Annotated in this window: 22 protein-coding genes and 1 pseudogene; 17 read left to right on the top strand and 6 right to left on the bottom strand. The window is 62.5% G+C overall.

Annotated elements, in window-relative coordinates; all coding sequences use genetic code 11:
- Positions 1-36: 36 nt before the first annotated feature.
- The 5 genes from pgi (at position 37) to BLV47_RS03680 (ending at position 8,972) form a co-directional block, all read left to right on the top strand.
- Positions 37-1,701: a glucose-6-phosphate isomerase gene (gene pgi, locus BLV47_RS03700; protein WP_092310018.1), complete on the top strand. Its 1,665-nt coding sequence runs from the start codon at positions 37-39 to the stop codon at positions 1,699-1,701.
- A 126-nt stretch (positions 1,702-1,827) separates the two neighbouring features.
- Entirely contained in the window at positions 1,828-3,765 is a 1,938-nt protein-coding gene (acs, locus tag BLV47_RS03695; RefSeq protein WP_092310015.1) for an acetate--CoA ligase, read from the top strand.
- Between the two features lie 52 nt (positions 3,766-3,817).
- On the top strand, positions 3,818-4,684 hold the full coding sequence (locus BLV47_RS03690; protein ID WP_092310012.1) for an oxygenase MpaB family protein: 867 nt from the start codon (positions 3,818-3,820) through the stop codon (positions 4,682-4,684).
- A 246-nt stretch (positions 4,685-4,930) separates the two neighbouring features.
- A complete protein-coding gene (locus tag BLV47_RS03685) occupies positions 4,931-5,947 on the top strand; it encodes a class I SAM-dependent rRNA methyltransferase (protein ID WP_092310009.1) in 1,017 nt (338 codons plus the stop codon).
- A gap of 106 nt (positions 5,948-6,053) precedes the next feature.
- On the top strand, positions 6,054-8,972 hold the full coding sequence (locus BLV47_RS03680; RefSeq protein WP_092310006.1) for a DUF748 domain-containing protein: 2,919 nt from the start codon (positions 6,054-6,056) through the stop codon (positions 8,970-8,972).
- A 184-nt stretch (positions 8,973-9,156) separates the two neighbouring features.
- Here BLV47_RS03680 and BLV47_RS03675 read toward each other — a convergent pair whose 3' ends face one another.
- Entirely contained in the window at positions 9,157-9,513 is a 357-nt protein-coding gene (locus BLV47_RS03675; protein WP_092310002.1) for a BON domain-containing protein, read from the bottom strand.
- Positions 9,514-9,754: 241 nt separating this feature from the next.
- A complete protein-coding gene (locus BLV47_RS03670) occupies positions 9,755-10,171 on the bottom strand; it encodes a pilin (RefSeq protein WP_092309999.1) in 417 nt (138 codons plus the stop codon).
- A 248-nt stretch (positions 10,172-10,419) separates the two neighbouring features.
- On the opposite strand from BLV47_RS03670, the gene BLV47_RS03665 reads away from it, so the two are divergent.
- The 4 genes from BLV47_RS03665 to yacG are packed head-to-tail and all read left to right on the top strand — an operon-like array spanning position 10,420 to position 13,332.
- Complete coding sequence (locus BLV47_RS03665; RefSeq protein WP_092309996.1) at positions 10,420-11,637, top strand: type II secretion system F family protein; 1,218 nt, start codon at positions 10,420-10,422, stop codon at positions 11,635-11,637.
- Positions 11,638-11,639: 2 nt separating this feature from the next.
- Positions 11,640-12,512 (top strand): prepilin peptidase, encoded by an 873-nt coding sequence (locus BLV47_RS03660; protein ID WP_092309993.1) that lies wholly within the window; start codon positions 11,640-11,642, stop codon positions 12,510-12,512.
- Positions 12,509-13,132, top strand: a complete 624-nt coding sequence (gene coaE / locus BLV47_RS03655; protein WP_092309990.1) for a dephospho-CoA kinase — start codon at positions 12,509-12,511, stop codon at positions 13,130-13,132. The genes BLV47_RS03660 and coaE overlap by 4 nt, the downstream gene beginning before the upstream one ends.
- On the top strand, positions 13,129-13,332 hold the full coding sequence (gene yacG, locus BLV47_RS03650; RefSeq protein WP_092309987.1) for a DNA gyrase inhibitor YacG: 204 nt from the start codon (positions 13,129-13,131) through the stop codon (positions 13,330-13,332). Before coaE ends, yacG begins: the two co-directional genes overlap by 4 nt.
- A gap of 19 nt (positions 13,333-13,351) precedes the next feature.
- Here the strand turns inward: yacG and BLV47_RS03645 are convergent, their stop codons facing one another.
- The 3 genes from BLV47_RS03645 to BLV47_RS03635 all read right to left on the bottom strand — a co-directional run bounded on the left by BLV47_RS03645 (position 13,352) and on the right by BLV47_RS03635 (position 14,784).
- Positions 13,352-13,567 carry a hypothetical protein gene (locus tag BLV47_RS03645; RefSeq protein WP_016968161.1) on the bottom strand — a complete coding sequence of 72 codons (216 nt, stop codon included), beginning with the start codon at positions 13,565-13,567 and terminating at the stop codon, positions 13,352-13,354.
- A gap of 63 nt (positions 13,568-13,630) precedes the next feature.
- Positions 13,631-14,320 carry an energy-coupling factor ABC transporter permease gene (locus BLV47_RS03640; RefSeq protein WP_016968160.1) on the bottom strand — a complete coding sequence of 230 codons (690 nt, stop codon included), beginning with the start codon at positions 14,318-14,320 and terminating at the stop codon, positions 13,631-13,633.
- Positions 14,317-14,784, bottom strand: a complete 468-nt coding sequence (locus BLV47_RS03635) for an FAD/FMN-containing dehydrogenase (protein ID WP_092309984.1) — start codon at positions 14,782-14,784, stop codon at positions 14,317-14,319. Before BLV47_RS03635 ends, BLV47_RS03640 begins: the two co-directional genes overlap by 4 nt.
- Positions 14,785-14,930: 146 nt before the next feature.
- On the opposite strand from BLV47_RS03635, the gene BLV47_RS03630 reads away from it, so the two are divergent.
- From BLV47_RS03630 to BLV47_RS03600, 7 genes and pseudogenes are all read left to right on the top strand, one after another.
- Positions 14,931-15,560, top strand: a complete 630-nt coding sequence (locus tag BLV47_RS03630; RefSeq protein WP_092309981.1) for a DUF1780 domain-containing protein — start codon at positions 14,931-14,933, stop codon at positions 15,558-15,560.
- A gap of 187 nt (positions 15,561-15,747) precedes the next feature.
- A complete protein-coding gene (locus tag BLV47_RS03625; RefSeq protein ID WP_092309978.1) occupies positions 15,748-15,921 on the top strand; it encodes a DUF3094 family protein in 174 nt (57 codons plus the stop codon).
- Positions 15,922-15,981: 60 nt separating this feature from the next.
- A pseudogene (locus BLV47_RS03620) lies at positions 15,982-16,653 on the top strand (NAD(P)/FAD-dependent oxidoreductase); the annotation flags it as partial.
- Between the two features lie 225 nt (positions 16,654-16,878).
- Complete coding sequence (gene istA, locus BLV47_RS03615; RefSeq protein WP_062838241.1) at positions 16,879-18,564, top strand: IS21 family transposase; 1,686 nt, start codon at positions 16,879-16,881, stop codon at positions 18,562-18,564.
- Entirely contained in the window at positions 18,452-19,201 is a 750-nt protein-coding gene (gene istB / locus BLV47_RS03610; RefSeq protein WP_062838242.1) for an IS21-like element IS1474 family helper ATPase IstB, read from the top strand. The genes istA and istB overlap by 113 nt, the downstream gene beginning before the upstream one ends.
- Positions 19,202-19,256: 55 nt before the next feature.
- Complete coding sequence (locus BLV47_RS03605; RefSeq protein ID WP_341865635.1) at positions 19,257-19,928, top strand: NAD(P)/FAD-dependent oxidoreductase; 672 nt, start codon at positions 19,257-19,259, stop codon at positions 19,926-19,928.
- 239 nt (positions 19,929-20,167) lie between these two features.
- A complete protein-coding gene (locus BLV47_RS03600; protein WP_092309975.1) occupies positions 20,168-21,379 on the top strand; it encodes a M24 family metallopeptidase in 1,212 nt (403 codons plus the stop codon).
- A 339-nt stretch (positions 21,380-21,718) separates the two neighbouring features.
- Here the strand turns inward: BLV47_RS03600 and BLV47_RS03595 are convergent, their stop codons facing one another.
- Positions 21,719-22,348: a response regulator transcription factor gene (locus BLV47_RS03595; protein WP_092309971.1), complete on the bottom strand. Its 630-nt coding sequence runs from the start codon at positions 22,346-22,348 to the stop codon at positions 21,719-21,721.
- A gap of 329 nt (positions 22,349-22,677) precedes the next feature.
- On the opposite strand from BLV47_RS03595, the gene BLV47_RS03590 reads away from it, so the two are divergent.
- Positions 22,678-23,853, top strand: coding sequence for an EAL domain-containing response regulator (locus tag BLV47_RS03590; protein ID WP_092309968.1), 1,176 nt, complete (start codon positions 22,678-22,680; stop codon positions 23,851-23,853).
- Positions 23,854-23,892: the final 39 nt, after the last annotated feature.

The raw sequence follows: 23,892 nt of genomic DNA, 5'->3' as shown, positions 1-23,892 counted from the left end.
CCAAAAGGCAGTTCAAGCAAAAGGAAAACCGCAGCGATGGCGTACTACCGCACTCCTCACGACGTTACCGCTCTGCCCGCCTGGCAAGCGTTGAAAGACCACCGCCAAGCCATGCAGGATTTCAGCATGCGCGAGGCGTTCAATGCCGATCCACAGCGCTTCAGCCAATTCACCCTGAGCAGCTGCGGACTGTTTCTCGATTACTCGAAGAACCTGATCACCAGCCAGACCCGCGACCTGCTGGTGAACCTGGCCAAGGAAGTCGGCCTGGCCGATGCCATCAAGTCCATGCTCACCGGCGAGCCGGTCAACGCCTCTGAAGGCCGCCCGGCCCTGCACACCGCACTGCGCCGTCCAGTTGGCGACAAGCTGTCGGTGAACGGCGTCAACGTGATGCCCGAAGTGCACAAGGTCCTGAACCAGATCACTGAACTGGTCGGGCGCATCCACGACGGCCTGTGGCGCGGCTACACCGAAAAACCCATCACCGACGTGGTGAACATCGGCATCGGCGGCTCCTTCCTCGGTCCGGAGCTGGTCTCCGAAGCCCTGCTGTCCTACGCCCAGAAAGGCGTGCGCTGCCACTACCTGGCGAACATCGACGGCAGTGAGTTCCACGAGCTTTCGGCGAAGATCCGCGCGGAAACCACGCTGTTCATCGTGTCCTCCAAGTCCTTCAATACCCTCGAAACCCTGAAGAACGCCCAAGCCGCGCGGGCCTGGTATCTGGCACAAGGCGGCTCCGAAGCCGAACTGCATCGCCACTTCATTGCCGTGTCGAGCAACAACGCCGCCGCGGTGGCCTTCGGGATTCGCGAAGAAAACATCTTCCCGATGTGGGACTGGGTGGGTGGCCGCTACTCGCTGTGGTCCGCCATCGGCCTGCCGATCGCCCTGGCCATCGGCATGTCCAACTTCAAGGAACTGCTGTCCGGTGCCTATACCATGGACCAGCATTTCCAGAGCGCGCCGTTCGAACAGAACATGCCGGTGCTGCTGGCCCTGCTGGGGGTGTGGTACGGCAACTTCTGGGGTGCGCAAAGCCACGCGATCCTGCCGTACGACCACTACCTGCGCAACATCACCAAGCACCTGCAGCAGTTGGACATGGAATCCAACGGCAAGAGCGTGCGTCAGGACGGCACACCGGTGGCCACCGACACTGGCCCGGTGATCTGGGGCGGCGTCGGTTGCAACGGCCAGCACGCCTATCACCAGTTGCTGCACCAGGGCACCCAGCTGATTCCGGCCGACTTCATCGTGCCGATCGTCAGCTTCAACCCGGTGGCCGACCATCATCAATGGCTGTACGCCAACTGCCTGTCCCAGAGCCAGGCGCTGATGCTGGGCAAGACCCGCGCCGAAGCCGAGAGCGAACTGCGCGAGAAAGGCCTGAGCGAAGCCGACGTGGCGAAACTGGCGCCGCACAAGGTGATTCCCGGCAACCGTCCGAGCAACACGCTGGTGGTGGAACGCATCAGCCCACGGCGCCTGGGCGCCCTGGTAGCGCTGTACGAGCACAAGGTCTTCGTGCAAAGCGTGGTCTGGGGCATCAACGCTTTCGACCAGTGGGGCGTAGAGCTCGGCAAGGAGCTGGGCAAAGGTGTCTACAACCGCCTGGTTGGCAGCGATGAAACCCTGGCCGACGACGCATCGACCCAAGGCCTGATCAACTACTTCCGCGGCCGTCACCGCGGCTGATCGACCTTGCCTTCCCAGGAGCCGGCCCAGCCGGCTCCTGTCCGGGCCCCGGCCCTGCCCCTTGAACCTTCCTGACACTTGTGCGCAACCTTATGACTTGTCGCAAAACAAGAATAAGGAACCGTCATGTTCGATATCAGCACTTTTCCCAAAGCCGATGCCGTCCGCCGGGCGGCGCAAATGAGTCAGGACGACTACCAGCACCTCTACCGTCAATCCATAGAACAGCCGGACCAGTTCTGGGCCGAGCAGGCCAAGCGCTTCCTGCACTGGAGCAGCCCCTGGGACAGCGTACACAGCCACGACATGCGCACCGGCGAGGCCAGCTGGTTCAGCGGCGGCCAGCTCAACGTCAGCTACAACTGCATCGATCGTCATCTGGAAAAACGCGGCGATCAGCCAGCCATCATCTGGGAAGGCGACAACCCCGCCGACACCAAGCGCATCACCTACAAAGAACTTCACGGGCATGTCTGCCGCCTGGCCAACGTGCTGAAAAGCCGCGGCGTGAAGAAAGGCGACCGGGTGTGCATCTACATGCCGATGATTCCCGAAGTGGCCTACGCCATGCTCGCCTGCACCCGGATCGGTGCCGTGCATTCGGTGGTGTTCGGCGGCTTCTCGCCGGAAGCCCTGCGCGACCGAATCCTCAATGCCGACTGCCACACCGTGATCACCGCCGATGAAGGCGTGCGCGGCGGCAAATTGATTCCGCTGAAGAACAACGTCGACAAGGCCCTGCTCAGTTGCCCCGATGTCAGCAGCGTGGTGGTGGTCGAACGCACCGGCAGCCCGGTGAACTGGGTGGAAGGTCGCGACATCCACTACGAGCAGGCTGTAGCCACGGCCAGCGACCAGTGCCCCGCCGAACCGATGGACGCCGAAGACCCGTTGTTCATCCTCTACACCTCCGGCAGCACCGGCAAACCCAAGGGCGTGCTGCACACCACGGGCGGCTATCTGCTGCAGGCGGCGATGACCTTCAAGTACGTGCTGGACTACCGCGACGGCGAGGTTTTCTGGTGCACCGCCGACGTCGGTTGGGTCACTGGCCACAGCTACATCCTCTACGGCCCACTGGCCAACGGCGCGACCACGCTGATCTTCGAAGGCGTGCCCAACTACCCGAGCACCTCGCGCTTCTGGGAAGTGGTGGACAAGCACCAGGTCAATATCTTCTACACCGCGCCCACCGCCCTGCGTGCCCTGATGCGCGAAGGCAGCGCCCCCGTGCAACGCACTTCCCGCAGCAGCCTGCGGCTCTTGGGCAGTGTCGGCGAACCGATCAACCCGGAAGCCTGGGAGTGGTACTTCAATGTCGTGGGCGAGCAGCGCTGCCCGATTGTCGATACCTGGTGGCAGACCGAGACCGGCGGCATCATGCTCAGCCCCCTGGTCAGCGCCCGGCAGGTCAAACCCGGCTGCGCCTCGACCCCGATGTTCGGCGTACAACCGGTACTGCTGGACGACCAGGGCAAGGAAATCCAGGGCGTCGGCAGCGGCATCCTGGCAATCAAGGCCAGCTGGCCGGCCCAGATCCGCAGCGTCTATGGCGATCCCAAGCGCATGGTCGAAACCTACTTCGCGCCTTACCCCGGCTACTACTTCACCGGCGACGGTGCCCGGCGCGACGAGGATGGCAGCTACTGGATCACCGGACGCATCGATGACGTGATCAACGTTTCCGGGCACCGCATCGGCACCGCCGAAGTGGAAAGCGCGCTGGTGCTCCACGACAGCATCGCCGAGGCCGCCGTGGTCGGTTACCCCCACGACCTCAAGGGCCAGGGGATCTATGCCTTCGTCACGCCCATGCAAGGTGTCGAACCCAGCGAGGAACTGAAGAAGGAACTGCTGGCGCTGGTCAGCCGCGAGATCGGCAGCTTTGCCAAACCGGAGCTGATCCAGTGGGCACCGGCCCTGCCGAAAACTCGCTCGGGCAAGATCATGCGGCGTATCCTGCGCAAGATCGCCTGCAACGAGCTGGATACCCTGGGAGACACGTCGACCCTGGCGGACCCCAGCGTGGTGGAAGGCCTGATCGACAAGCGCCTGAACGCTTGAAACCGGCGCGGCCACGGCCGCGCCTTTTTTTCACTCTCCACACCGAGCTGTCATGGAATTCATTCGCAGCCGTATCGAAAGCCAGGTCATGAGTCTGTCCGGCCTCTCGCTGGGCCAACTCGACCTGGAAAACCCCAAGGGCGACCCCGGCCTGTTCGGGCCGGGGTCGGTCAGTTGGCAGGTGCACGCCGACTTCAGCAGCATGCTGATTGGCGGCATCAGCGCCCTGCTGATGCAGGCCCTGCATCCCCTGGCCCTGGCTGGCGTCTGGGACCACTCGAATTTCCGCCAGGACATGATCGGTCGCCTGCGCCGCACCGGGCAGTTCATTTCCGGCACCACCTTCGGCTCCCGTCAGGACGCCGAGTGGCTGATCGACAAAGTACGCGGCATTCACTTGCACATCGTCGGCACCGCCCCGGATGGCCGCCCTTATGCCGCCAGCGATCCGGATCTGCTGACCTGGGTGCATGTGGCGGAAGTCAGCAGTTTTCTCGCCGCGCACCTGCGCTACCTCAACCCTCGTTTGTCCGGGGCCGACCAGGATCGCTACTACGACGAGATCGCCCTGATTGCCGAACGCCTGGGAGCCCGGGACGTACCCCGCTCACGACGGGCCGTCGCCGATTACCTGCAAGCCATGCGTCCACAGCTGCTGTGCGACGAGCGCAGCCACGAAGTGCTGCGCCTGCTCCTGGCCGCTCCCGCCCCCAGCCGACTGGCCAAGCCCTTTGGCTCCCTGATGATGCAGGCCGGTATCGACCTGCTGCCGGATTGGGCTAGCGCCATGCTCGACGTCAACCAGAACCCGCTGCAACGCCAACTGATTCGCGCCAGCGTCAAACGCAGTACGCCGATGCTGCGCTGGGCGGTACGCGACAGCTCGGTGCACCGGGCGAAGCGACGCATGGGCCTTTAAAACACCAGTGCTCAAACACAACCCGACTGGCCGGCTTGCGATTGATCGGTCCCCCGGCTTGTACGCGGCAGACGGGTGTAGGAGCTGGCTTGCAAGCGGAGGCGTCCATGAGATCGCCTTCGCCAGCAAGCTGGCTCCTACAGCGTGGGTGTCCGTGAGATCGCTTTCGCCAGCAAGCTGGCTCCTACAAGGGGCGGGACGCTGGTAAACTGCCGCGCCTCACTCCTCAGCTCCAAGGCGCCCCGCATGTCCTCCTTGAATCAGGCGCTGCGCGCCGCCCTCGTTCACCGCCAGGAACTGCTCGCCGAGCTGCATCAGCAAGGCACTGACTGCTACCGTCTGTTCCATGGCAGCCAGGAAGGCGCGGGAGGCTTGGCCATCGACCGCTACGGCCCCCAACTGCTGGTGCAGAGTTTTCACCAGACGCTGGAGCGCGATGATCTGCTGCAATTGCACGACATCGTCAATCAGCAGCTGAACCTGTCGACCCTGCTGGTCTACAACGACCGCTCCCGAGGCAACTCGCGCATCGATCGCGAAGACAGCGTGTACCGCGCCGAAGAGCAAGCCCTGGAAGACCTGATCGGACACGAGTGGGGGCTGAATTACCGGGTCCGGGGTCGTCATGCCGGACAAGACCCGTTGCTGTTCCTCGATCTGCGCAACGCCCGCGGTTGGGTCAAGCAGCACAGCGCCGGAAAGAGCGTGCTCAATCTGTTTGCCTATACCTGCGGCGTCGGCCTCTGTGCCGCAGCCGGTGGTGCCCGGGAGGTATGCAATCTGGACTTCGCCGAAGGCAACCTGGCGGTAGGTCGGGAGAACGGCAGGCTCAACCCGCACCTGCCCGAGATGCAGTTCGTGCAGTCGGATTACTTCCCGGCGATCCGCCAGTTGGCAGGCCTGCCCATCAGCCAGCGACGCGGCCAGAAACTGCCGAGCTACCCACGCCTTGAGCAACGCCAATATGACCTGGTGCTGCTGGACCCTCCGGCCTGGGCCAAGAGTGCGTTCGGCACCGTCGACCTGCTGCGCGACTACCAGAGCCTACTGAAGCCGGCGCTGCTGGCCACGGCCGAAGACGGTGTGTTGATCTGCTGTAACAATCTGGCCAAGGTGCCGATGTCGCAGTGGCGCGAGCAAGTGTTGCGCTGTGCCGAAAAAGCCGGGCGCCCGGTGCGCGATTGCCAGGTCCTGACACCTGCCGCGGACTTCCCTTCCCATGACGGCCAGCCGCCGTTGAAAACCCTGGTCCTGCAACTTTGATCGAGCGCAGGAAATCTGAATATTCCTGAAGACTGGATTGGTTTCGGAACCGTAAACGCGTGCCATACTCCAAGGCACTTCCGAGTCAGATATGATGAAGCCTCGCATGACCAAAGGATTGATTCGCGCTCTGTGCGCCTTGTTGACCGCTCTCGCCCTTTACAGTCTGCTGGGCTTTCTGATTCTGCCGGGCATTGCCTTGCGGGTGGCCAATCAGCAACTGGCCAATTACGCCACGACCCCAGCCCATATCCAACGCATCGAACTCAACCCCTTCAGCCTGGAGCTGACCGTCTGGGGCCTGAACATCGGCGAGCCGGGCAAGGAGCAAGTGGCCTTCGAACGCCTCTACGCCAACCTGCAACTGGACAGTCTGTGGACCCGCGCCCTGCACCTGGCAGATGTCGAACTGGACCAGCCCAAGACCGAAATCCTCTTTGACAAGGACGGCAAGCTCAACCTCCTGGCGCTGTTCAAGCTGCCCGCCAGCGAGCCGACTCCGAGCGACCCCAACGCCAAACCGTTTCCGGTACGCATCGAGCGCATCAAGCTGGCCGGCGGCTACCTGCACTTTCAGGATCTGCGCCCCAGCGAGCCCATCGAGTTCATCTACAACAAGCTCGATTTCGAACTGAAAAACCTCAGCACCCTGCCGGACGACAGCGCCGACATGACCCTGGTCGCTACCGGGCCAGAAGGCGGACAGATCGACTGGAGCGGCAACTTCAGCGTCATCCCGCTGACCTCCGAAGGCACTCTGAAAGTCAGCGACGGCAAGATGAAAGCCTGGTGGCCCTACGTGCGCGACGCAGTGCCACTGGTACTGGAAGACGGGGTGGTCAACCTCAGCACCCACTACAAATTCAGCCTGGCCAAGGAAACCGAGCTGCTGCTGGACAACACCTCCATCAGCGTCGCGCCCTTCGCCATCAAGGCTCCGGATGGACGGCCACTGGCGCGCCTGGAGCGCCTGGAGGTGAGCGAAACCAGCGTGGACCTGGCCAAGCAACAGGTGATCGTTGGCAAGATCCGCAGCCAGAAGCTGGAAACCTGGGCCGCCCTTGAAGCCGATGGCCAGCTTGACTGGCAAAAACTCTTTGCCAGCCAACCCGCCAAGCCAGCCCCCAAACCACAACCGGCCGCCGCCGATTCCCCCAAGGTGCCTGCAACACCCAGCAAGCCCTGGCAGGTGCTGCTCAAGGATGTAGAACTGCGCAATTACCAGGTGCACTTGGCCGATCGCAAGGCCAAACCAGCCGTGGCCCTGGACGTGGGCCCACTGAACCTCGACCTGAAGAACTTCGACAGCCTCAACCAGTCGCCTTTTACCCTCAAGCTCGATACCGGCCTGGGCAAGCAAGGCAAGGTCACCGCCAGCGGCGAGGTCAATCTCAACCCCATCACCGCCAAGCTCAAGGTGCAGACCAAGGACATCGACCTGCGGATCGCCCAGTCCTACATCAGCCCATTCATTCGTCTGGAATTGCGTAGTGGCATGCTCGGCAGCGACCTGGCCGTAGACCTGAAGAAAGTCGAGCCGCTGACGTTCAGCATCACCGGCCGTGCCGAAGTGGATCAGTTGCACACCCTGGACACCCTCAAGACCCGCGACTTCGTCAAATGGAAGCAGGTGGTGGTCGAAGGTCTGAACTATCAGCACGGTGACAGCCTGAGCATCAGCCGGATCAACCTGATGCAGCCCTATGCGCGCTTCATCATCAACGATGACCGCACCACCAACATCGACGACCTGCTGATTCCACAACCGGCAGGCGCGGGCGGAAAACCCTCGGGCAAGTCCGCCCCCGGCTCCAGCAAGCCACTGGGTATTCACATTGGCGAAATCGCCATCAATGATGGTTCGGCCAACTTCGCCGACCTGAGCCTGACACCCAACTTCGCCACTGCCATCCAGCAGCTAAACGGCCATGTCGGCACCATCGACAGCCGCCAGGCCAAGCCAGCGGACGTGGACGTCAAGGGCAAGGTCGACCGCTACGCGCCGGTGACCATCAAGGGCAGCGTCAACCCGTTTGATCCAATGGCCGCCCTGGATATCGCCACCAGCTTCAAACGGGTGGAGTTGACCACCCTGACCCCCTACTCCGGCAAGTTCGCGGGCTTCCGCATTCGCAAGGGTCGGCTCAACCTCGACCTGCACTACATGATCACCAAGGGCCAACTCAAGGCCGAGAACAAGCTGGTGGTCGAGCAGTTGCAGTTGGGCGAGAAGGTCGACAGCCCGGATGCCGTGGACCTGCCGATCCGTCTGGCCGTGGCGTTGCTCAAGGACACCGACGGCAAGATTTCCATCGAATTGCCGATCTCCGGCGACTTGAACAACCCGCAGTTCAGCGTCATGCCTATCGTCTGGCAGACCTTGCGCAATCTGGTACTGCGCGCGGCCGAAGCACCCTTCAAGTTCATCGGCGGCCTGATCTCCGGCGGCGGCTCGGAAGACTTGAGCAACGTCTCCTTCGCTCCCGGTTCCAGCGAACTGAGCAAGGAGTCGGAATCGACCTTGACCACCCTGGCCAAGGCCCTCAAGGAACGTCCGACCCTGCGCCTGGAAATCGAAGGCACCAGCGCCCAGAGCAGTGACGGTCCATTGATCGCCGAACAGCGCCTGGAGCGGGAGTATCAGTACAACTACTACAAGATCCTCCAGCGACGCGGCGACAAGGTTCCGGCCCAGGCGTCCCTGCTGCAGGTTCCCGAAGGCGAGAAGACGCCGTTGCTGGAAGGCATCTACCGTACCCGCCTGAAACAGCAGCCTCCGGCAGAATGGGAACAGCTCAGCCGCGACGAACGCAGCGCCAAGCTGCGTGAAGGTCTGATCAAGTTCTGGAGTGGCAGCGAGGTGTTGCTGCGCCAACTGGGCCAGGAACGGGCCAGCAGCATCAAGGACTTCCTGGTGGACAAGGGCCAGTTGGCCGACGACCGCGTTTATTTCATCGATGCCAACCTGGGCCAGGCCGAGAGCGACGGCAAGGTGGTCACGCCGCTGCATCTGGACAGCGAATAAGCTGCGCCCCACCATCGGGCCCGCAACAAGCCCCCCACAATAGAACAGGCCCCGACACGCAGTGCCGGGGCCTGTAATGATCACATCCTTGTGATCTTCCGCATGAACCCATGAAAGAAGCGGCAGACCTGTAACTGGGTCCGTCTACCGCTTCCTCTCCCTGTCCAGGCGAGAAGCTGGAGTCTTACTCGGCTTTAAGGCCGTCAGCGGAGACTGCCTTGACGCCTTTGATTTTCTTGGTGATTGCCACTGCAGTGGCCTTCTGCGATTCGGTGATCGCGACGGTGGACGACAGCGACACCACGCCCTTGTTGGTTTCGACCTTGATGTCGGTGCCAGGAATGCCTTTCTCGGTAACCAGATCGCTTTTCACTTTGGTGGTGATCCAGGTATCGGAGGTCACCTCTTTGGCCTTGGTCACTTCACCGGCAGCCACAACCATGGGCGACTGGGTGCTTTGAGTAGTCTGCGCAAAAGCTGCGTTAGCCATGGTCAGGGTCAGAGCGGTAGCAGTTGCGGCAGCGATAGCAAACTTCTTCATACGAATAACTCCTGTTCTTTGAGAAAGCCTGCTCCAGGTCCTGGCAGCAGGGTTACCGGGGATATTGCAGGTGCTATGCCAAGTTCAGGCGACAAAAATACTTGTTATAAAACAATGACTTATATAAAAACCAAAAAATCGACAGCATGCAAAATGCACGACCGCTCAAAAGTCTGCATGCAAGTTGCGGTTTTTTCCCTGAGCGATCCGAGTGGCCCGCGCCGCAACGCCAGGTCAGGCTTCAAGCGTCCTCCGCCATGCAGCCCTTGGGCGCATAATCGGCCTCCACCGTGGTGCTGCAGGTCCATCCGGAAACCGCCGTGCGGGTCAGCAGCAGGGTCTTGTTCAGCACCGTTCCGGGGGCATTGAGGAGGGTGCAACCAATGCTCCCTTCACCGGAGGCCGCGCTGCCAGCGGCGCTCATCCGACAGTTGGCGGTCTGGGCCGAGCCTCCAATCAGGGCCAGGGTCGGGTCGGTCCCCTGGTTCAGCAGGTCCTCGACATTCACCCTGAGCGCCGAGATCTCGGCCAACGCGGCAATCACCTTGGCCCGGGCCTGATACTGGGCGTACAGCGGCATCGCCACCATGGCGAGAACGCCAATGATGGCCACCACCACGAGTAATTCGATCAGGGTAAAAGCGGATTGATGTTTCATGGGTTTGCCTCCTGGCAACAATGCTCTGTGGATCGTCAGCAAGACCTGAAGCATTCCCTGTGCCAGGGCCGCCCCTCGGAATACGCGGGCTGTAGAGGTGATAGCCCTTGGCCTTGAGCGCAAGAAGTCGCACAAACTGACAAATTTCGTCACCTCATGACCCTGCTCGGCAGGTGCCCCGCAGCTAGGCTTCAACAGGTGCGGCCGGCCCGCGCGACCAGAATCCTCCCCTGCCCAAGGATCCAAGCATGGCGGCAAAAGCTCCCACGACCAGTGTCTATGTCTGGCATGGCGTCGACGGCCAGGGCCAGGTGATGCGCGGCGAACTGAGCGCTGCCAATCCGCTACTGATCAGGGCCCAGCTGCGCAAGCAGGGCATCACCCCGACCCGGGTGCGCCGCAAGCCAAGGGCCTGGCCCCGACTGGGCCAAGGGATCAGTACCCGGGAGATCGCCCTGTTCACTCGCCAACTGGCCACGTTGATGCAGGCAGGTGTACCGCTGCTGCAGGCCTTCGACATCATTGCCGACAGCTTTGAACAGCCCCTGATGCGCCAGCTGCTGGCCAGCCTCAAGCGCGAAATCGAGGCCGGTTCCAGCCTGGCGACCGCACTGCGCCAGCATCCACGCCACTTCGATGCGCTGTACTGCAATCTGGTGGACGCCGGCGAGCAGGCCGGGGCCCTGGACACGCTGCTGGAGCGTGTCGCCACCCACAAGGAAAAGAGCGAAAACCTCAAGGCCCGGGTCAAGCAAGCCATGGTCTATCCGCTGGCGGTGATCGGAGTGGCAGTCATCGTCAGCAGCATCCTGTTGCTCAAAGTGGTGCCCCAGTTCCAGAGCCTGTTCGCCGGGTTCGACGCCGAACTGCCGCCGCTCACTCAATGGGTGATCAACCTCTCGCACCTGCTCCAGCGCCACGGTGGACTCTTGCTCGCCGCCAGCCTGCTGGTCGGTGTCGGTCTGATCCAGGCCTATCGACGCTCGGCGCGCCTGCGGGACAGAGTGGATTCGGGGCTGCTGCGCTTGCCCCTGGCCGGCCCACTGATGCAAAAATCCGCCGTGGCGCGCTATGCCCGGACCCTGGCTACCACCTTCGCTGCCGGGGTGCCGCTGGTGCAGGCTCTGGATTCGGTGGCCGGAGCCAGCGGCAATGGGGTGTTCCAGCAAGCGGTGGAGCGCATTCGCCAGCAGGTGGCCAGCGGCATGCAACTGCACTTTGCCATGCGCGCCAGCGGCGTCTTCCCTGGCATGGCGGTGCAGATGACCGCCATCGGGGAAGAGTCGGGAACCCTGGACCACTTGCTGGAAAAGGTCGCGAGCCACTATGAAGTCGAGGTGGACCACCTGGTGGACAGCCTGACCCGTCTCATGGAGCCGTTGATCATGGTGCTTCTGGGCAGTATCGTCGGCGCCCTGGTGGTGGCCATGTACCTGCCTGTCTTTCAACTCGGTACAGCGATCTGAACATGTCCTTGACTGAAGTCCTGACCCTCTACCCCCTGTCTTTCGTATCGGCCGCCCTGATCCTGGGGCTGCTGGTCGGCAGCTTTCTCAATGTGCTGGTGTGGCGCCTGCCGAAGATGCTCGAACGCGACTGGCGAGCACAGGCCCACGAAGTGCTGGGGTTGCCCCCAGAGCCTGCGGGTGCGACCTATAACCTGCTACTGCCCCACTCCCAGTGCCCGCATTGCGCACAGCCAATCCGCCCCTGGGAGAACATTCCCCTGCTCAGCTACCTGTGTCTGCGGGGGCGTTGCCGCCATTGCAAGGCCGCCATCAGCCCCCGCTACCCGCTGACCGAGCTGGCCTGCGGGTTGATCTCGGCCTTCGTTGCCTGGCACTTCGGCTTCGGCTGGCAGGCGGGCCTGCTGCTGATCTTCAGCTGGGGGCTGATCGCCATGAGCCTGATCGATGCCGACCACCAGCTACTGCCCGACGTGCTGGTATTGCCGTTGCTGTGGCTGGGACTGATCGCCAACAGCTTCGGGCTGCTGGTCAGCCTGGGCGATGCCCTGTGGGGGGCGGTGCTGGGTTACCTGAGCCTGTGGTCGGTGTTCTGGCTGTTCAAGCTGCTGACCGGCAAGGACGGCATGGGGCACGGCGACTTCAAGCTGCTGGCGATGCTGGGAGCCTGGGGCGGCTGGCAGGTGCTGCCGCTGACCCTGCTCCTCTCCTCACTGGTGGGCGCCATCGTCGGCACCCTGATGCTGCGCCTAAAACGGGACAAAATCTCGACGCCGATCCCCTTTGGCCCCTTTCTGGCCATTGCCGGCTGGATTGCCTTGCTCTGGAGTGGTCAAATGACCGACTTCTATCTGCAGGCTGTCGGCTTACAATGACTCGCTCCCCTCACACACCCTGGACCCTTGGCCTGACCGGCGGCATCGGCAGTGGCAAAAGCGCTGCCGCCCAGCATTTCATCGACCTGGGCGTGCATGTGATCGATGCCGATCACGCCGCACGCTGGGTGGTGGAACCCGGGCGCCCGGCCCTGGAACAGATTGCCCGCCACTTCGGCCAGGGCGTGCTACAGGCCGATGGCCAACTGGATCGCGCCGCGTTGCGCAAATTGATCTTCGAGATCCCCGAGCAACGGCGCTGGCTGGAAGCGCTGCTGCATCCGCTGATCGCCGAGGAGATCGCCACGCATCTGGCCCGCGCCGAATCGCCCTACGCGATCCTGGTGTCACCGCTGTTGATCGAGTCGGGCCAGTCACGGATGACCCAACGGATCCTGGTGATCGATGTACCGCAACAGTTGCAGATTGAACGCACCCTGCAACGGGACCGGACCAGCGAACAGCAGGTCCGGGCGATTCTCCAGGCCCAGGCCAGCCGGGAGGAGCGTCTGCGTCACGCCGACGATGTGCTGGTCAACGACCGCGACCAGGCCTGGTTGCGCAGCGAAGTCGAGCGCCTGCATCACTTTTACTTAACTTTGCGTGGAGGCCAGTCATGAGCCAACCCCTGACCGTCGAATGCCCTACCTGTGGCGCCCCCGTGGAATGGACCGCGGCCAGCACCCATCGGCCGTTCTGTTCCGACCGCTGCAAACTGATTGATCTGGGAGCCTGGGCCGCCGAGGAACACAAAATCCCGGTGAGCCCGGATGCCGAGGACGAACTGTTCTCGGAAGAACTGCCGCCCCGCGCGCACTGAGTGCTCAAACCGTCGCCGGTCAGGGCCGCATGAAACTGTAGTCCTGATCGTCGTCGAGGTTCTCCGCGAGGAACTGCAACTCGTCTGCCAGATCCTCGATGCTGCGCACGCTCTTGCTCTGCTGTACCACCGCACTGAGCAACGCCCGCAGGCTCAAGCCTGGTTCAAACCCTTCCTGCTGGGCACTGTGCAGGCTGTCGCGCACTTCCTGCCGGGCCCACTGATAGACACTCATGACCGCACTCCTGGGATTTTTGCCGAGCATGCAGCGCCCCCCCAGGCGTGGCGTTGATATGGATCAAGAGCGCGGATCCTCGTCTTTCCAGGGTGCCGAGAGGTAACGGGTGCGATTGAAGGTTTCCAGCCATTCCGGGCAAAACACCACCAGAGCACTGATCACCATGCCGTTGATGAACGCCTCGGGAAAGATGATCAGCCACAGGTAACCGACGAAGTCCTCCAGCCACTCGGGCATGGCGAAACGCTCGTCGAACCACAACAGGCCCAGCGCGCAGAGCAGGCATAGCAGCGCCGACAAGGCTGCGGCGAAGAAGCCCGAACAAAAGATATAGACGAAGGGATTGCGCGGCTGGGCGCGCTCCACCAGCCAGGCGCAGGCTTCGGTAACCGCCACCGGCAGCAGGATCAGCAAGACCCCGTTGACCCCCAATGCCGCCAGATCCTGCCGGCCCAGGGCCAGCAGCCCCAATTGCGCGATCAAGCCCCCCACGATCGCCAATGGCCAATCCAGCAGCAGGGTCACCGCAGTCATGCCGATGAAGTGATAGGACACGCCAGTGTCGAAGTCCCGACGCACCAACCACAGCAGAAACAGGGCAAACACCGTACCGAACAGCAGATGCTGGCGGCGGCTGTCGGTGAACAGCTCGACCCACGGCGCCCGCAATACCGCCCAGGCCAGCACCGGGACATACAGGAGCCAGCCGATGCTCAGGCTTTCCGGCGACAGCAGCGCCGCGCTGATCATGGCCGGACGTTCTCCAGCGCCGCCTTCAACTGCTCAACCGTGGCGAACTCTTGCCGGGACACCAGTTGGCCATCCTGCAATTGCAACCACAGGACCTTGTCCTCGGCAGCGGGGTAACGCGAGGCCACGCGCCCTTCCCGATCGAGCATCACCCGGTAGGGATAGTCACGCATGGCAGGTACCGCGAACATCTTGGCGATCAGCGCCGGCATGCGCTGGATGTCCGCGACAAAGACCCCATGACGCGCCTGCAGATAATCCTTGGGCTTGTCCTTGAGCGCACCGTTCACCACCTTGGCCGCATCCATACCGCGAGCCACCAGCATGAACCGCGCCTGGGAGTCGAGGCTGTAGGCCTGATCGAATTGATCCAGCAAGGTCCAGGGGGCCAGACGCTCACCGATTTCCTGGGCCTGGGCCCACAGAGGCAACAGGCTCAGCAACAGAATTGACCAGAGTTTCACTGCAGGCTCCTAAATCGAGGGGGAGGACGGCGAACAGTCTACACCGCCCTTGGCCGGGCTCCAGCAAGCGCGCCTCCGGCCCCGGGGCCAAGGTTTTTCCGCAAGCTTGCTGCTAAAGGTCATATTTGGGCGCTAAGCTTGAGGTTATGGATGACTCAGATTTTTTGCGCCTGCTTACCATCCAGGCCGAACAAGCCAACGCGTTCCTGTCCAATGCCCGCAAATGGGAGCGTGAGCGTTGGGTCTGCCAGCGCCTGCTGCAAGGCCTGAACATTCCCTATCGCAATGACGAATTCACTGCCGCCGGACAAGAGCCGCCAGATGTGCTGTTTCGCGAGGCCAGCTTCGAGGTGTTCTTCGTCCTCGATGAGGGCCGCCGTCTCAACGACGAATGGCGCGACGAACTGCAGCGGCGGCGCAGTGCGTTTTCCCTGAGCCAGCTGGTGCGCCGCGAAGCCAAGCCCAAGCGTATCCCGGCCAACGAACTGCTGCTGCGCCTGGCGCCGACCCTGCGCAAGAAAGCTCATAACTACAAGGAACGCGGGATGAACCTCGGCGAGCTGGACATCATTGCCTTCGCCGCGCTGAAACGTGAGGTGCTGGATCTGAACAGCCACTTCCCGCCGCCCACCGAATACCTGCGCCAGGGCTGGCGCTCACTGTCGCTGGTGGGGCCGACCTTCGCCCGGGTGCTGTTTGCCCATCCCGATGCACCGGAGTTCCTGCGCAGCAATCTGGGGCGCAGCATCCTCTTCGACGTCGGCATCAGTTTGTAGCGGTCGTCAATCCGCCCTGCGTGGGCATGGCGCATTACCCCTCGGCAATGGTAAAAAAGCGTCCTGCCTGCCAACGCCGGGACCTCGTCATCGCCCCCGCATGGCAGCGGCTATGCTCGACTCATGCCCGATTGCATTGCGCTGTAACATTCCCCTGTGTTGCGACGTCTACCTGACGAGGCCCTTTATGAGCAGCCGCCTGAACCCCGACGACCAACGCCATGTCGAAGAATATCTGCAACTGCCCCAGCACCGAGTCGAGCGCCGGCCCTTCCGGCCGTGGATGCTCCTCGTGGTGGTGGTTGCGGTGACCGTCGCCCTCGGCCTGTTGAGCCGTTTCATCAGTTACCTGACGCTATGAGCTGCTTCGCGCTCGCTCGGTTGACTGCACCGATTTCTTTTAGCCTTGCGAGATATCCCCATGACTCATCGTATTGTCATCGTTGGCGGCGGCGCCGGCGGCCTGGAGTTGGCGACCCGCCTGGGTAAGACTCTGGGCAAGCGCGGCACCGCCAGTGTGATGCTGGTGGACGCCAACCTGACCCATATCTGGAAGCCCCTGCTGCATGAAGTGGCCGCCGGTTCGCTGAACTCCTCCGAAGACGAACTCAACTACGTCGCCCAAGCCAAATGGAACCACTTCGAGTTCCAGCTGGGGCGCATGAGCGGGCTCGATCGCCAACGCAAGCGAATCCAGCTGGCGGCGACCTATGACGAAGCCGGCGTGGAGCTGCTGCCGGCCCGGGAGCTGGGCTACGACACCCTGGTGATTGCCGTGGGCAGTACCACCAACGACTTCGGCACCCAGGGCGCGGCCCAGCACTGCCTGTTCCTCGACACGCGCAAGCAGGCCGAACGTTTCCACCAGCAGTTGCTCAACCACTACCTGCGGGCCCACGCCGGGCAGACCGATGCAGTGGAACAGATCAGCGTGGCCATCGTCGGCGCCGGAGCCACCGGCGTGGAACTGGCCGCCGAACTGCATAACGCGGCCCATGAGCTGGCGGCCTATGGCCTGGATCGTATCCAGCCGGAAAACATGCATATCACCCTGATCGAAGCCGGACCACGGGTGCTCCCGGCCCTGCCCGAGTGCGGATTTCGGAGCACCGTGACCGGCCGTTTCGGTTGATCGTGACCGGTCATTTCGCTAACGCGTGACCGCTCATTTCGGTAGCAACGTGACCGATTTTCCGCCTGTTCCGAAACAGGTGGTCACGGCTTACCGAAATCGCCGGTCACGACTTAGCGAAAGCCTTCCCCTTCGTTGCGCATGACCTGATGCGCCGCCATCCTCGACCGATTTCGGGAGAGGAAGATGGCGGCGCCGCGAGTAGCCATGCGAAACATCAAAGAATGTCTGCGCCTCAAGTTTGAGGCCGGCTTGTCCCACGAGAAGATTGCCCGTGCCTTGCAGCTGTCCAAGGGCGTGGTTAGCAAGTACATCGCGGCGGCGCGGGTGGCCGGGCTGGACTGGCCGGCGCTGGTGGCCATGGACGAGGCCGCGCTGGCGGCCGCCTTGTTTGCACCGACGTCGACGAACAAGCCGCGCGGTGAGCGAGTGCTGCCCGATGTGCTGAGCATCCACCGCGAGTTGCGACGCAAGGGCGTGACCTTGCAGCTGCTGTGGGAGGAATATCTCGCCGCGCATGCGGGCCAGCCGACCTACCGCTACACCCAGTTCGTCGAGCACTACCGGCGCTACGCCCAGACGCTCAAACGTTCGATGCGTCAGCTGCACCGTGCGGGCGAGAAGCTATTCATCGACTATGCCGGGCCGACGCTGCCGGTGGTCGACCCGGCCACCGGCGAAGTGCGCCGGGCGCACATCTTCGTCGCCGCCCTGGGCGCCTCGAATTACACCTATGCCTGCGCGACGCCAGGCGAAACCCAGGTGGACTGGCTGACCTCGCTGGGCCAGGCTCTGACCTACTTTGGCGGCGTGCCGGAAATGGTTGTGCCGGACAATCCGCGCGCCCTGGTCGCCCAGCCGGATCGCTACGAGCCGGGCCTGAACCGGGCCACGCTGGAGTGCGCGCGTCATTACCAGACGGTGATCCTGCCGGCACGGCCACGCAAGCCTCAGGACAAGGCCAAGGCCGAGGTGGCGGTGCAGGTGGTCGAGCGCTGGATCATGGCGCGGCTGCGCCATCGGCAGTTCTTCAGCCTGCATGCGCTTAACCAGGCCATCGCCGAGCTGCTGGAGGATCTGAATCGGCGCCCGTTCAAGCGGCTCGATGGCTGCCGGCGCGACTGGTTCGAGCGCCTGGATCGCCCGGCCTTGCGAGCGCTGCCGGTGCATCCCTACGAGGTCGCCACCTTCAAGCGCTGCAAGGTCAGCATCGACTACCACATCGAGGTCAATGGCAGCTTCTACAGCGTGCCCTCCGCCCTGGCCCGGCAGAACGTGGACGTGCGACTGACGGCACACACCCTGGAAGTGCTGCATGGCAACCGGCGGGTGGCCAGCCACCTGCTGCTGGGGCGACGCGGCGCTTACAGTACCCAGCGCGAGCACATGCCCGCGGCGCACCAGGCGCATCGCGAATGGACGCCACAACGCCTGCTCGACTGGGGCGCGCGGATCGGCCCCTACACGCGCCAACTGATCGATCACCAACTGACCCACAAGCCGCACCCGGAGATGGGCTACCGCGCCTGCCTCGGCCTGCTCTCGCTGGCCCGGCGCTATGGCAATGCACGCCTGGAAGCCGCTGCCGAACGTGCCGTACACCTGCGCGCCTTCACCGGGCGCAGCGTGCGCAACCTGCTCCAGCAAGGCCTGGATCAACAGCCGCTGCCCCAGCGTGCCGCCGAAACGACCTTACCCGGCGACCACGAGAACGTCCGTGGCGCCGACTACTACCAACCCCCGCAACAGGAGCTGTTCGATGATGCCGCAACACACCCTGAATCAACTGCACCAGCTACGCCTGGACGGCATGGCCCGCGCCCTGGAAGAGCAATGGACGCTGCCGGCCAGCCACAGCCTGAGCTTCGATGAACGCCTCGGCCTACTGCTCGACCGCGAACTGGCCTGGCGTGACAACCAGCGCCTGGTACGGCTGCGCAAGAAGGCCAAGCTCAAGTACGCCAACGCCTGCCTGGAAGATCTCGACCGCCGCACCGGACGCGCCCTGGACGAGCGTCTGATCGCCACCCTGGCCAGTGGCGACTGGATCCGCCAGCAGCACAACCTGCTGCTGACCGGCCCGACCGGTGCCGGCAAAACCTGGCTGGCCTGCGCCCTGGGCAACCAGGCCTGCCGCCAGGGCTATAGCACCCTGTACCTGCGCACCCCGCGCCTGCTGGAACAACTGCGCATCGCTCATGGCGACGGCAGCTTCGGCCGTACCCTGCAACAGCTGGCAAAGGTCGACGTCCTGGTGCTGGACGACTGGGCGCTAGCCCCGCTGGAGGAAGGAGCCCGGCATGACCTGCTGGAGGTGATCGACGACCGCGCTGGCAGCCGCTCCACCATCCTGACGAGCCAACTGCCCATCGAGCACTGGCACGGCTGGATCAACGACCCGACCCTGGCCGATGCCATCCTCGACCGCCTGGTGCACAACGCCTACCGACTGACGATGAAAGGCGAGTCGCTGCGCCGAAAAAAAGCCGAGGAACAAGCCGCATCGTGACCGATGCGATTACAATCCAGAACCCGCGCAACCGGGGTGGAAGCACCGGTCACGTATTAGCGAAACGCTCGGTCACGTTCACCGAAATCCGCAGCCCGAGCGCATCAGCGGCCCGGTGCACAAGACCCTGGAGAAACTCGGGGTCAAGGTGCTGACCAATGCCGCGGTCAGCGAAGTGACTGCCGAGAGCCTGATCACCGCCGATGGCCAGACCATTCCCGCCAGCCTCAAGGTATGGGCGGCAGGCATTCGCGCACCGGGTTTTCTCAAGGACATCGACGGTCTGGAAACCAACCGCATCAATCAGCTTCAGGTGCTGCCCACCTTGCAGACCACCCGCGACGAAAACATCTTCGCCTTCGGTGACTGCGCCGCCTGCCCGCAACCGGGCAGCGACCGCAACGTGCCGCCCCGGGCCCAGGCTGCGCACCAGCAAGCCTCCTTGCTGGCCAAGTCGCTGAAGCTGCGCATCGAAGGAAAAGACCTGCCGACCTACAAATACACCGACTACGGCTCGCTGATCTCGCTGTCGCGTTTCTCGGCGGTGGGCAACCTGATGGGCAACCTCACCGGCAGCGTAATGCTCGAAGGCTGGCTGGCGCGGATGTTCTACATCTCGCTGTACCGCATGCACCAGATGGCGCTGTACGGAGTCTTCCGCACGGCGATGCTGATGCTCGGCAGCCGGATCGGACGGGGCACCGACCCACGCCTGAAGCTGCACTGAGTCCCTGACTGTCCATGTGCCCCCGCTGCGCAATGTAGCGGGGTGCCAGCCTTCGATGCTGCTCGCCCGGCTCGCCAGCGCCCTGGCCCCCAGAGGGGCGCTCGGGCAAAACAGCGCTTGCAGTCAACCCGGGGTCGGTCCTGCACATGCTTGCCACTGGGCGATCTGCTGCAATGCAGTGTCCCGGCCCACCCGAGTGTGGCGCTACGCATCCTTCATAGCAGACAAGGACCCATGCCATGCAGATGCCCCAGACGCTTGAGTTGCGCAATGGCGAAAAAGCCCCTTCCACCTTCTCTGCCGCGGAATACGCCCGGCGCCTGAGTGCCCTGCGCACTCACATGGCCAGGGAGGGACTGGACGCCGCGCTGTTCACCTCGTACCACAACATCAACTACTACGCCGACTACCTGTACTGCTCCTTTGGCCGTCAGTACGCACTGGCGGTGACCCAGGAACGCACGGTGCTGATCAGCGCCAACATCGACGGCGGCCAACCGGGTCGACGGGCGATCTGTGACGCTCAAGTGATCTACACCGACTGGCAACAGGGCAACTTCCTCGTCGCGGTCAAACAGGCCCTGCCCCGAGCTTCGCGTTTGGGACTGGAGTTCGATCAGTTGAGCCTGCCCCATTACCGGGCCCTGGCCGAACTTTATCCACAGGCGCAGTTGTTGGACATCGCCGGTCCGTGCATGAACCTGCGCATGCTCAAGTCCACCGAGGAACAGGCGCTGATCCGCCAGGGCGCGCGCATTGCCGACATAGGCGGCGCCGCCGCGATCGAGGCGCTGCACGATCAGGTGCAGGAGTACGAAGTCGCGCTGCACGCCACCCAAGCCATGGTGCGGGAAATCGCCCGCACCTTTCCCCACGCCGAATTGATGGACACCTGGACCTGGTTTCAATCCGCAATCAACACCGACGGCGCCCATAACCCGGTGACGTCGCGCCGGGTCAGTCCGGGGGAAATCCTCAGCCTCAATTGCTTCCCGATGATCGCCGGCTACTACACCGCGCTGGAGCGCACGCTGTTCCTCGGCCACTGTCCCGATGCCCACCTGCAGCTCTGGGAAATCAACGTCAAGGTGCACCAGGCCGGGTTGCAACTGATCAGGCCCGGCGCCCGCTGCAGCGAGATTGCCCGGCAGTTGAACCAGATCTACCTGGAACATGACCTTCTGCAATACCGCACCTTCGGCTACGGCCACTCGTTCGGCATCCTCAACCACTACTACGGCCGGGAGACCGGCCTGGAGTTTCGCGAGGACGTGGACACGGTGCTGGAGCCGGACATGGTGGTGTCCATGGAGCCGATGATCCGGCTGCCTCAGGGCCTGCCTGGTGCAGGCGGCTATCGGGAGCACGACATCCTGATCGTCAATGCCCAGGGCGCGGAAAACATCACCGCTCTGCCCTTTGGACCACAGCACAATATTATCGGCGGCTGAACCAGCCCCCCTGGATCGGCACAGCCCGGATCACCACCATTGGCCCGATGTGCAATGCACGCAGGAAAAAACCGTCGCGCCTTCAGGCTTCACTGCCGGACCTGGCAGGGCGTGACGGCACTTGCAACGGCAACAAGAACCCTCTCAAACGCCAAGAAGTATCAGTGGCCCATGCAAGGTGGGCCACGAAGTTCGGTAGCACTTACGGTAAAACACCCGCAGAGCGGTTCCGGCAGATCTGAGCCATGTACAAAGAGCGCGATAGTGTGTCGCCCATCTTCAAAGATCGAGACTCAGACAATCGAGTACAAGAATTACAACTAGCCGGCCAGATTCAATTCAGGGAATCAACGCATTGCGCTTGGCAAACTCCGCCAGACTTACTTGAGAACCCAAGCCCAGTTTCTGCAATAAACGGGTTTTATAAGTACTGACGGTCTTGTTGCTCAAGAACAGTTTTTCACCAATAGCCTTGTTCGAATAACCCTGGGCCAGATACTGCAGCACGATCATTTCCCGGTCGGTCAACAAACCTATCTGTTCACTCTCGGACTGCTGTTGCGCGGTGGGAATGGATACATCCTGTGCCAGGGACGGGTAGAAGGTATAGCCGGCCAACACTGCATTGATGGCCACCACCAGATTGCTCAGGTCCTCCTCCTTGTTGACGAATCCACGCGCGCCCAACTGAATGCAGCGCCTGCAGAAACTCTCGACAGACTGCGAGGTCAACACCAGCACTTCGGTGGACATGCCCAGGGCCTTGATCCGTGACAGCACCTTGAGGCCGTCCAGTTTGGGAATGCCAATATCGAGGATCACCACCGCCGGTTCATGTTCACGAACCAGTTCCAGTGCATCCAGTCCATTGTCTGTTTCGGCCACAACCCGCATGTTGTTTTTTTCCAGCAAGACCTTAACGGCGAGCCGGACAACAGGATGATCGTCAACTATCAATACGCTGTGCATGTTGTCACTTCACCTTAGAAACCTGCCTGAGGGCAGGCCTTGTCGCTCGGAAGATAAACGCAATCGCACCTCGATCAGATGCAACTTTCGTATCTGCATAAACACTGTTGCCACGGAGGCATTGCTTGCGCGATGCCCTGTTGATTCCCGGGAAATTTCAGATTCCTGGCAAATAAGCAACGATACAAGAGGTTAATCACTTCCCCCAAAGGAATCAGACAGTCTGATTTTTCACTAGGAAATTTCCCACCATACATGGGGATTTGCCTTATGGCTCCCGATCCAGATTGTTAAGCAAGATGGCCGACAAATAATGAAGCGAGCCGGAAATGCAACATTTGAATGTTCTGGTTCTGGAAGATGAACCGCTGCAACGCCTGGTCACCGTGACGGCCTTGAAAAAAGTGATGTCCGGGCCGGTGCATCAGGCCGCCAGCGGCAGCGAGGCCCTGGCGCTGCTGGAGAACAGCGAGAAAATGGACATCGCCATCTGCGACTTGAAGATGTCCGGCATGGATGGTCTGGCCTTCCTGCGTAAAGCCAGCCAAAGCGGCAAGTTGCACTCGGTCATCCTCTGCAGCCAGATCGATTCGATCTTGCGCCACACCACCGTGTCCATGATCAAGCGCCTGGGTTTCAACTTCCTCGGTGACCTGGGCAAGCCCTTCGATCTGGAGCGGTTGACCACGCTACTGAAACGCCACCAGGCCCAGCGCCCCGGACTGAGCGAGGCCCCGGAACAATCCAGGCTACCGGCCCTGAAGGATGTCCTTCGAGGCCTGGACAACGGCGAGTTCGAACCTTATTACCAACCCAAGGTCGCCCTCGAAGACGCGTCGCTGCTGGGGGTGGAAGTACTGGCTCGCTGGAATCACCCCCAACTGGGCGTCCTGCCGCCCTCGCACTTTCTGTGCCTCATGGAACACCACCACCTGCTGGACCGCCTGTTCTGGCAGTTATTCGATCAGGGCCTGGCCCTGCGCCGCAAACTGGCGGAGAAAGGCACCGCCCTGGGGTTTTCCTTCAACCTGCACCCATCGCAACTGGTGTCCCAGACCCTGACCGAATCCATTGCCTCGTTGCTCACGCTGTTTCAGGTGCCGAGCGCCAGCATCACTTTCGAGATCACCGAAACCAGCCTGATCAGCGCTCCCGCCATCAGCCTGGAAAACCTGGTGCGCCTGCGAGTGATGGGTTGCGGCCTGGCCATGGACGATTTCGGCGCCGGCTACGCCAGCCTGGATCGCCTGTGTGAACTGCCCTTCAGCCAGATCAAGCTCGATGGCGCTTTCGTGCGCAAGATGGGGCATCAACCCAGGAGCAATGCGGTCATCAGCTACACCGTAGCGCTGGCTCGCTCGCTGGGCATGTCATTGATCATCGAAGGGGTAGAAACCCGCGAGCAGCAGGAACGCCTGCTGACGCTGGGGTGCGAAACCGCGCAGGGTTTTCTGTTCGCGCGTCCCATGCCGGAAAATCACTTCATCGCCTATTGCACCCGCTAGCTCCCCACGACAGCCGTTCAAGGTGGCGACCCATGGCCC

The organism is Pseudomonas saponiphila (assembly GCF_900105185.1).
Classification (GTDB): Bacteria; Pseudomonadota; Gammaproteobacteria; order Pseudomonadales; family Pseudomonadaceae; genus Aquipseudomonas; species Aquipseudomonas saponiphila.
The sequence above is the reverse complement of the archived record's forward strand: the minus strand, read 5'-3'. Positions and strand labels throughout refer to the sequence as shown.

Coding starts and splice junctions, on each gene's coding strand:
- pgi (WP_092310018.1), top strand. CDS start 37: ATGGCGTACTACCGCACTCCTCACGACGTTACCGCTCTGCCCGCCTGG.
- acs (WP_092310015.1), top strand. CDS start 1,828: ATGTTCGATATCAGCACTTTTCCCAAAGCCGATGCCGTCCGCCGGGCG.
- BLV47_RS03690 (WP_092310012.1), top strand. CDS start 3,818: ATGGAATTCATTCGCAGCCGTATCGAAAGCCAGGTCATGAGTCTGTCC.
- BLV47_RS03685 (WP_092310009.1), top strand. CDS start 4,931: ATGTCCTCCTTGAATCAGGCGCTGCGCGCCGCCCTCGTTCACCGCCAG.
- BLV47_RS03680 (WP_092310006.1), top strand. CDS start 6,054: ATGACCAAAGGATTGATTCGCGCTCTGTGCGCCTTGTTGACCGCTCTC.
- BLV47_RS03675 (WP_092310002.1), bottom strand. CDS start 9,513: ATGAAGAAGTTTGCTATCGCTGCCGCAACTGCTACCGCTCTGACCCTG.
- BLV47_RS03670 (WP_092309999.1), bottom strand. CDS start 10,171: ATGAAACATCAATCCGCTTTTACCCTGATCGAATTACTCGTGGTGGTG.
- BLV47_RS03665 (WP_092309996.1), top strand. CDS start 10,420: ATGGCGGCAAAAGCTCCCACGACCAGTGTCTATGTCTGGCATGGCGTC.
- BLV47_RS03660 (WP_092309993.1), top strand. CDS start 11,640: ATGTCCTTGACTGAAGTCCTGACCCTCTACCCCCTGTCTTTCGTATCG.
- coaE (WP_092309990.1), top strand. CDS start 12,509: ATGACTCGCTCCCCTCACACACCCTGGACCCTTGGCCTGACCGGCGGC.
- yacG (WP_092309987.1), top strand. CDS start 13,129: ATGAGCCAACCCCTGACCGTCGAATGCCCTACCTGTGGCGCCCCCGTG.
- BLV47_RS03645 (WP_016968161.1), bottom strand. CDS start 13,567: ATGAGTGTCTATCAGTGGGCCCGGCAGGAAGTGCGCGACAGCCTGCAC.
- BLV47_RS03640 (WP_016968160.1), bottom strand. CDS start 14,320: ATGATCAGCGCGGCGCTGCTGTCGCCGGAAAGCCTGAGCATCGGCTGG.
- BLV47_RS03630 (WP_092309981.1), top strand. CDS start 14,931: ATGGATGACTCAGATTTTTTGCGCCTGCTTACCATCCAGGCCGAACAA.
- BLV47_RS03625 (WP_092309978.1), top strand. CDS start 15,748: ATGAGCAGCCGCCTGAACCCCGACGACCAACGCCATGTCGAAGAATAT.
- istA (WP_062838241.1), top strand. CDS start 16,879: ATGGCGGCGCCGCGAGTAGCCATGCGAAACATCAAAGAATGTCTGCGC.
- istB (WP_062838242.1), top strand. CDS start 18,452: ATGATGCCGCAACACACCCTGAATCAACTGCACCAGCTACGCCTGGAC.
- BLV47_RS03600 (WP_092309975.1), top strand. CDS start 20,168: ATGCAGATGCCCCAGACGCTTGAGTTGCGCAATGGCGAAAAAGCCCCT.
- BLV47_RS03595 (WP_092309971.1), bottom strand. CDS start 22,348: ATGCACAGCGTATTGATAGTTGACGATCATCCTGTTGTCCGGCTCGCC.
- BLV47_RS03590 (WP_092309968.1), top strand. CDS start 22,678: ATGCAACATTTGAATGTTCTGGTTCTGGAAGATGAACCGCTGCAACGC.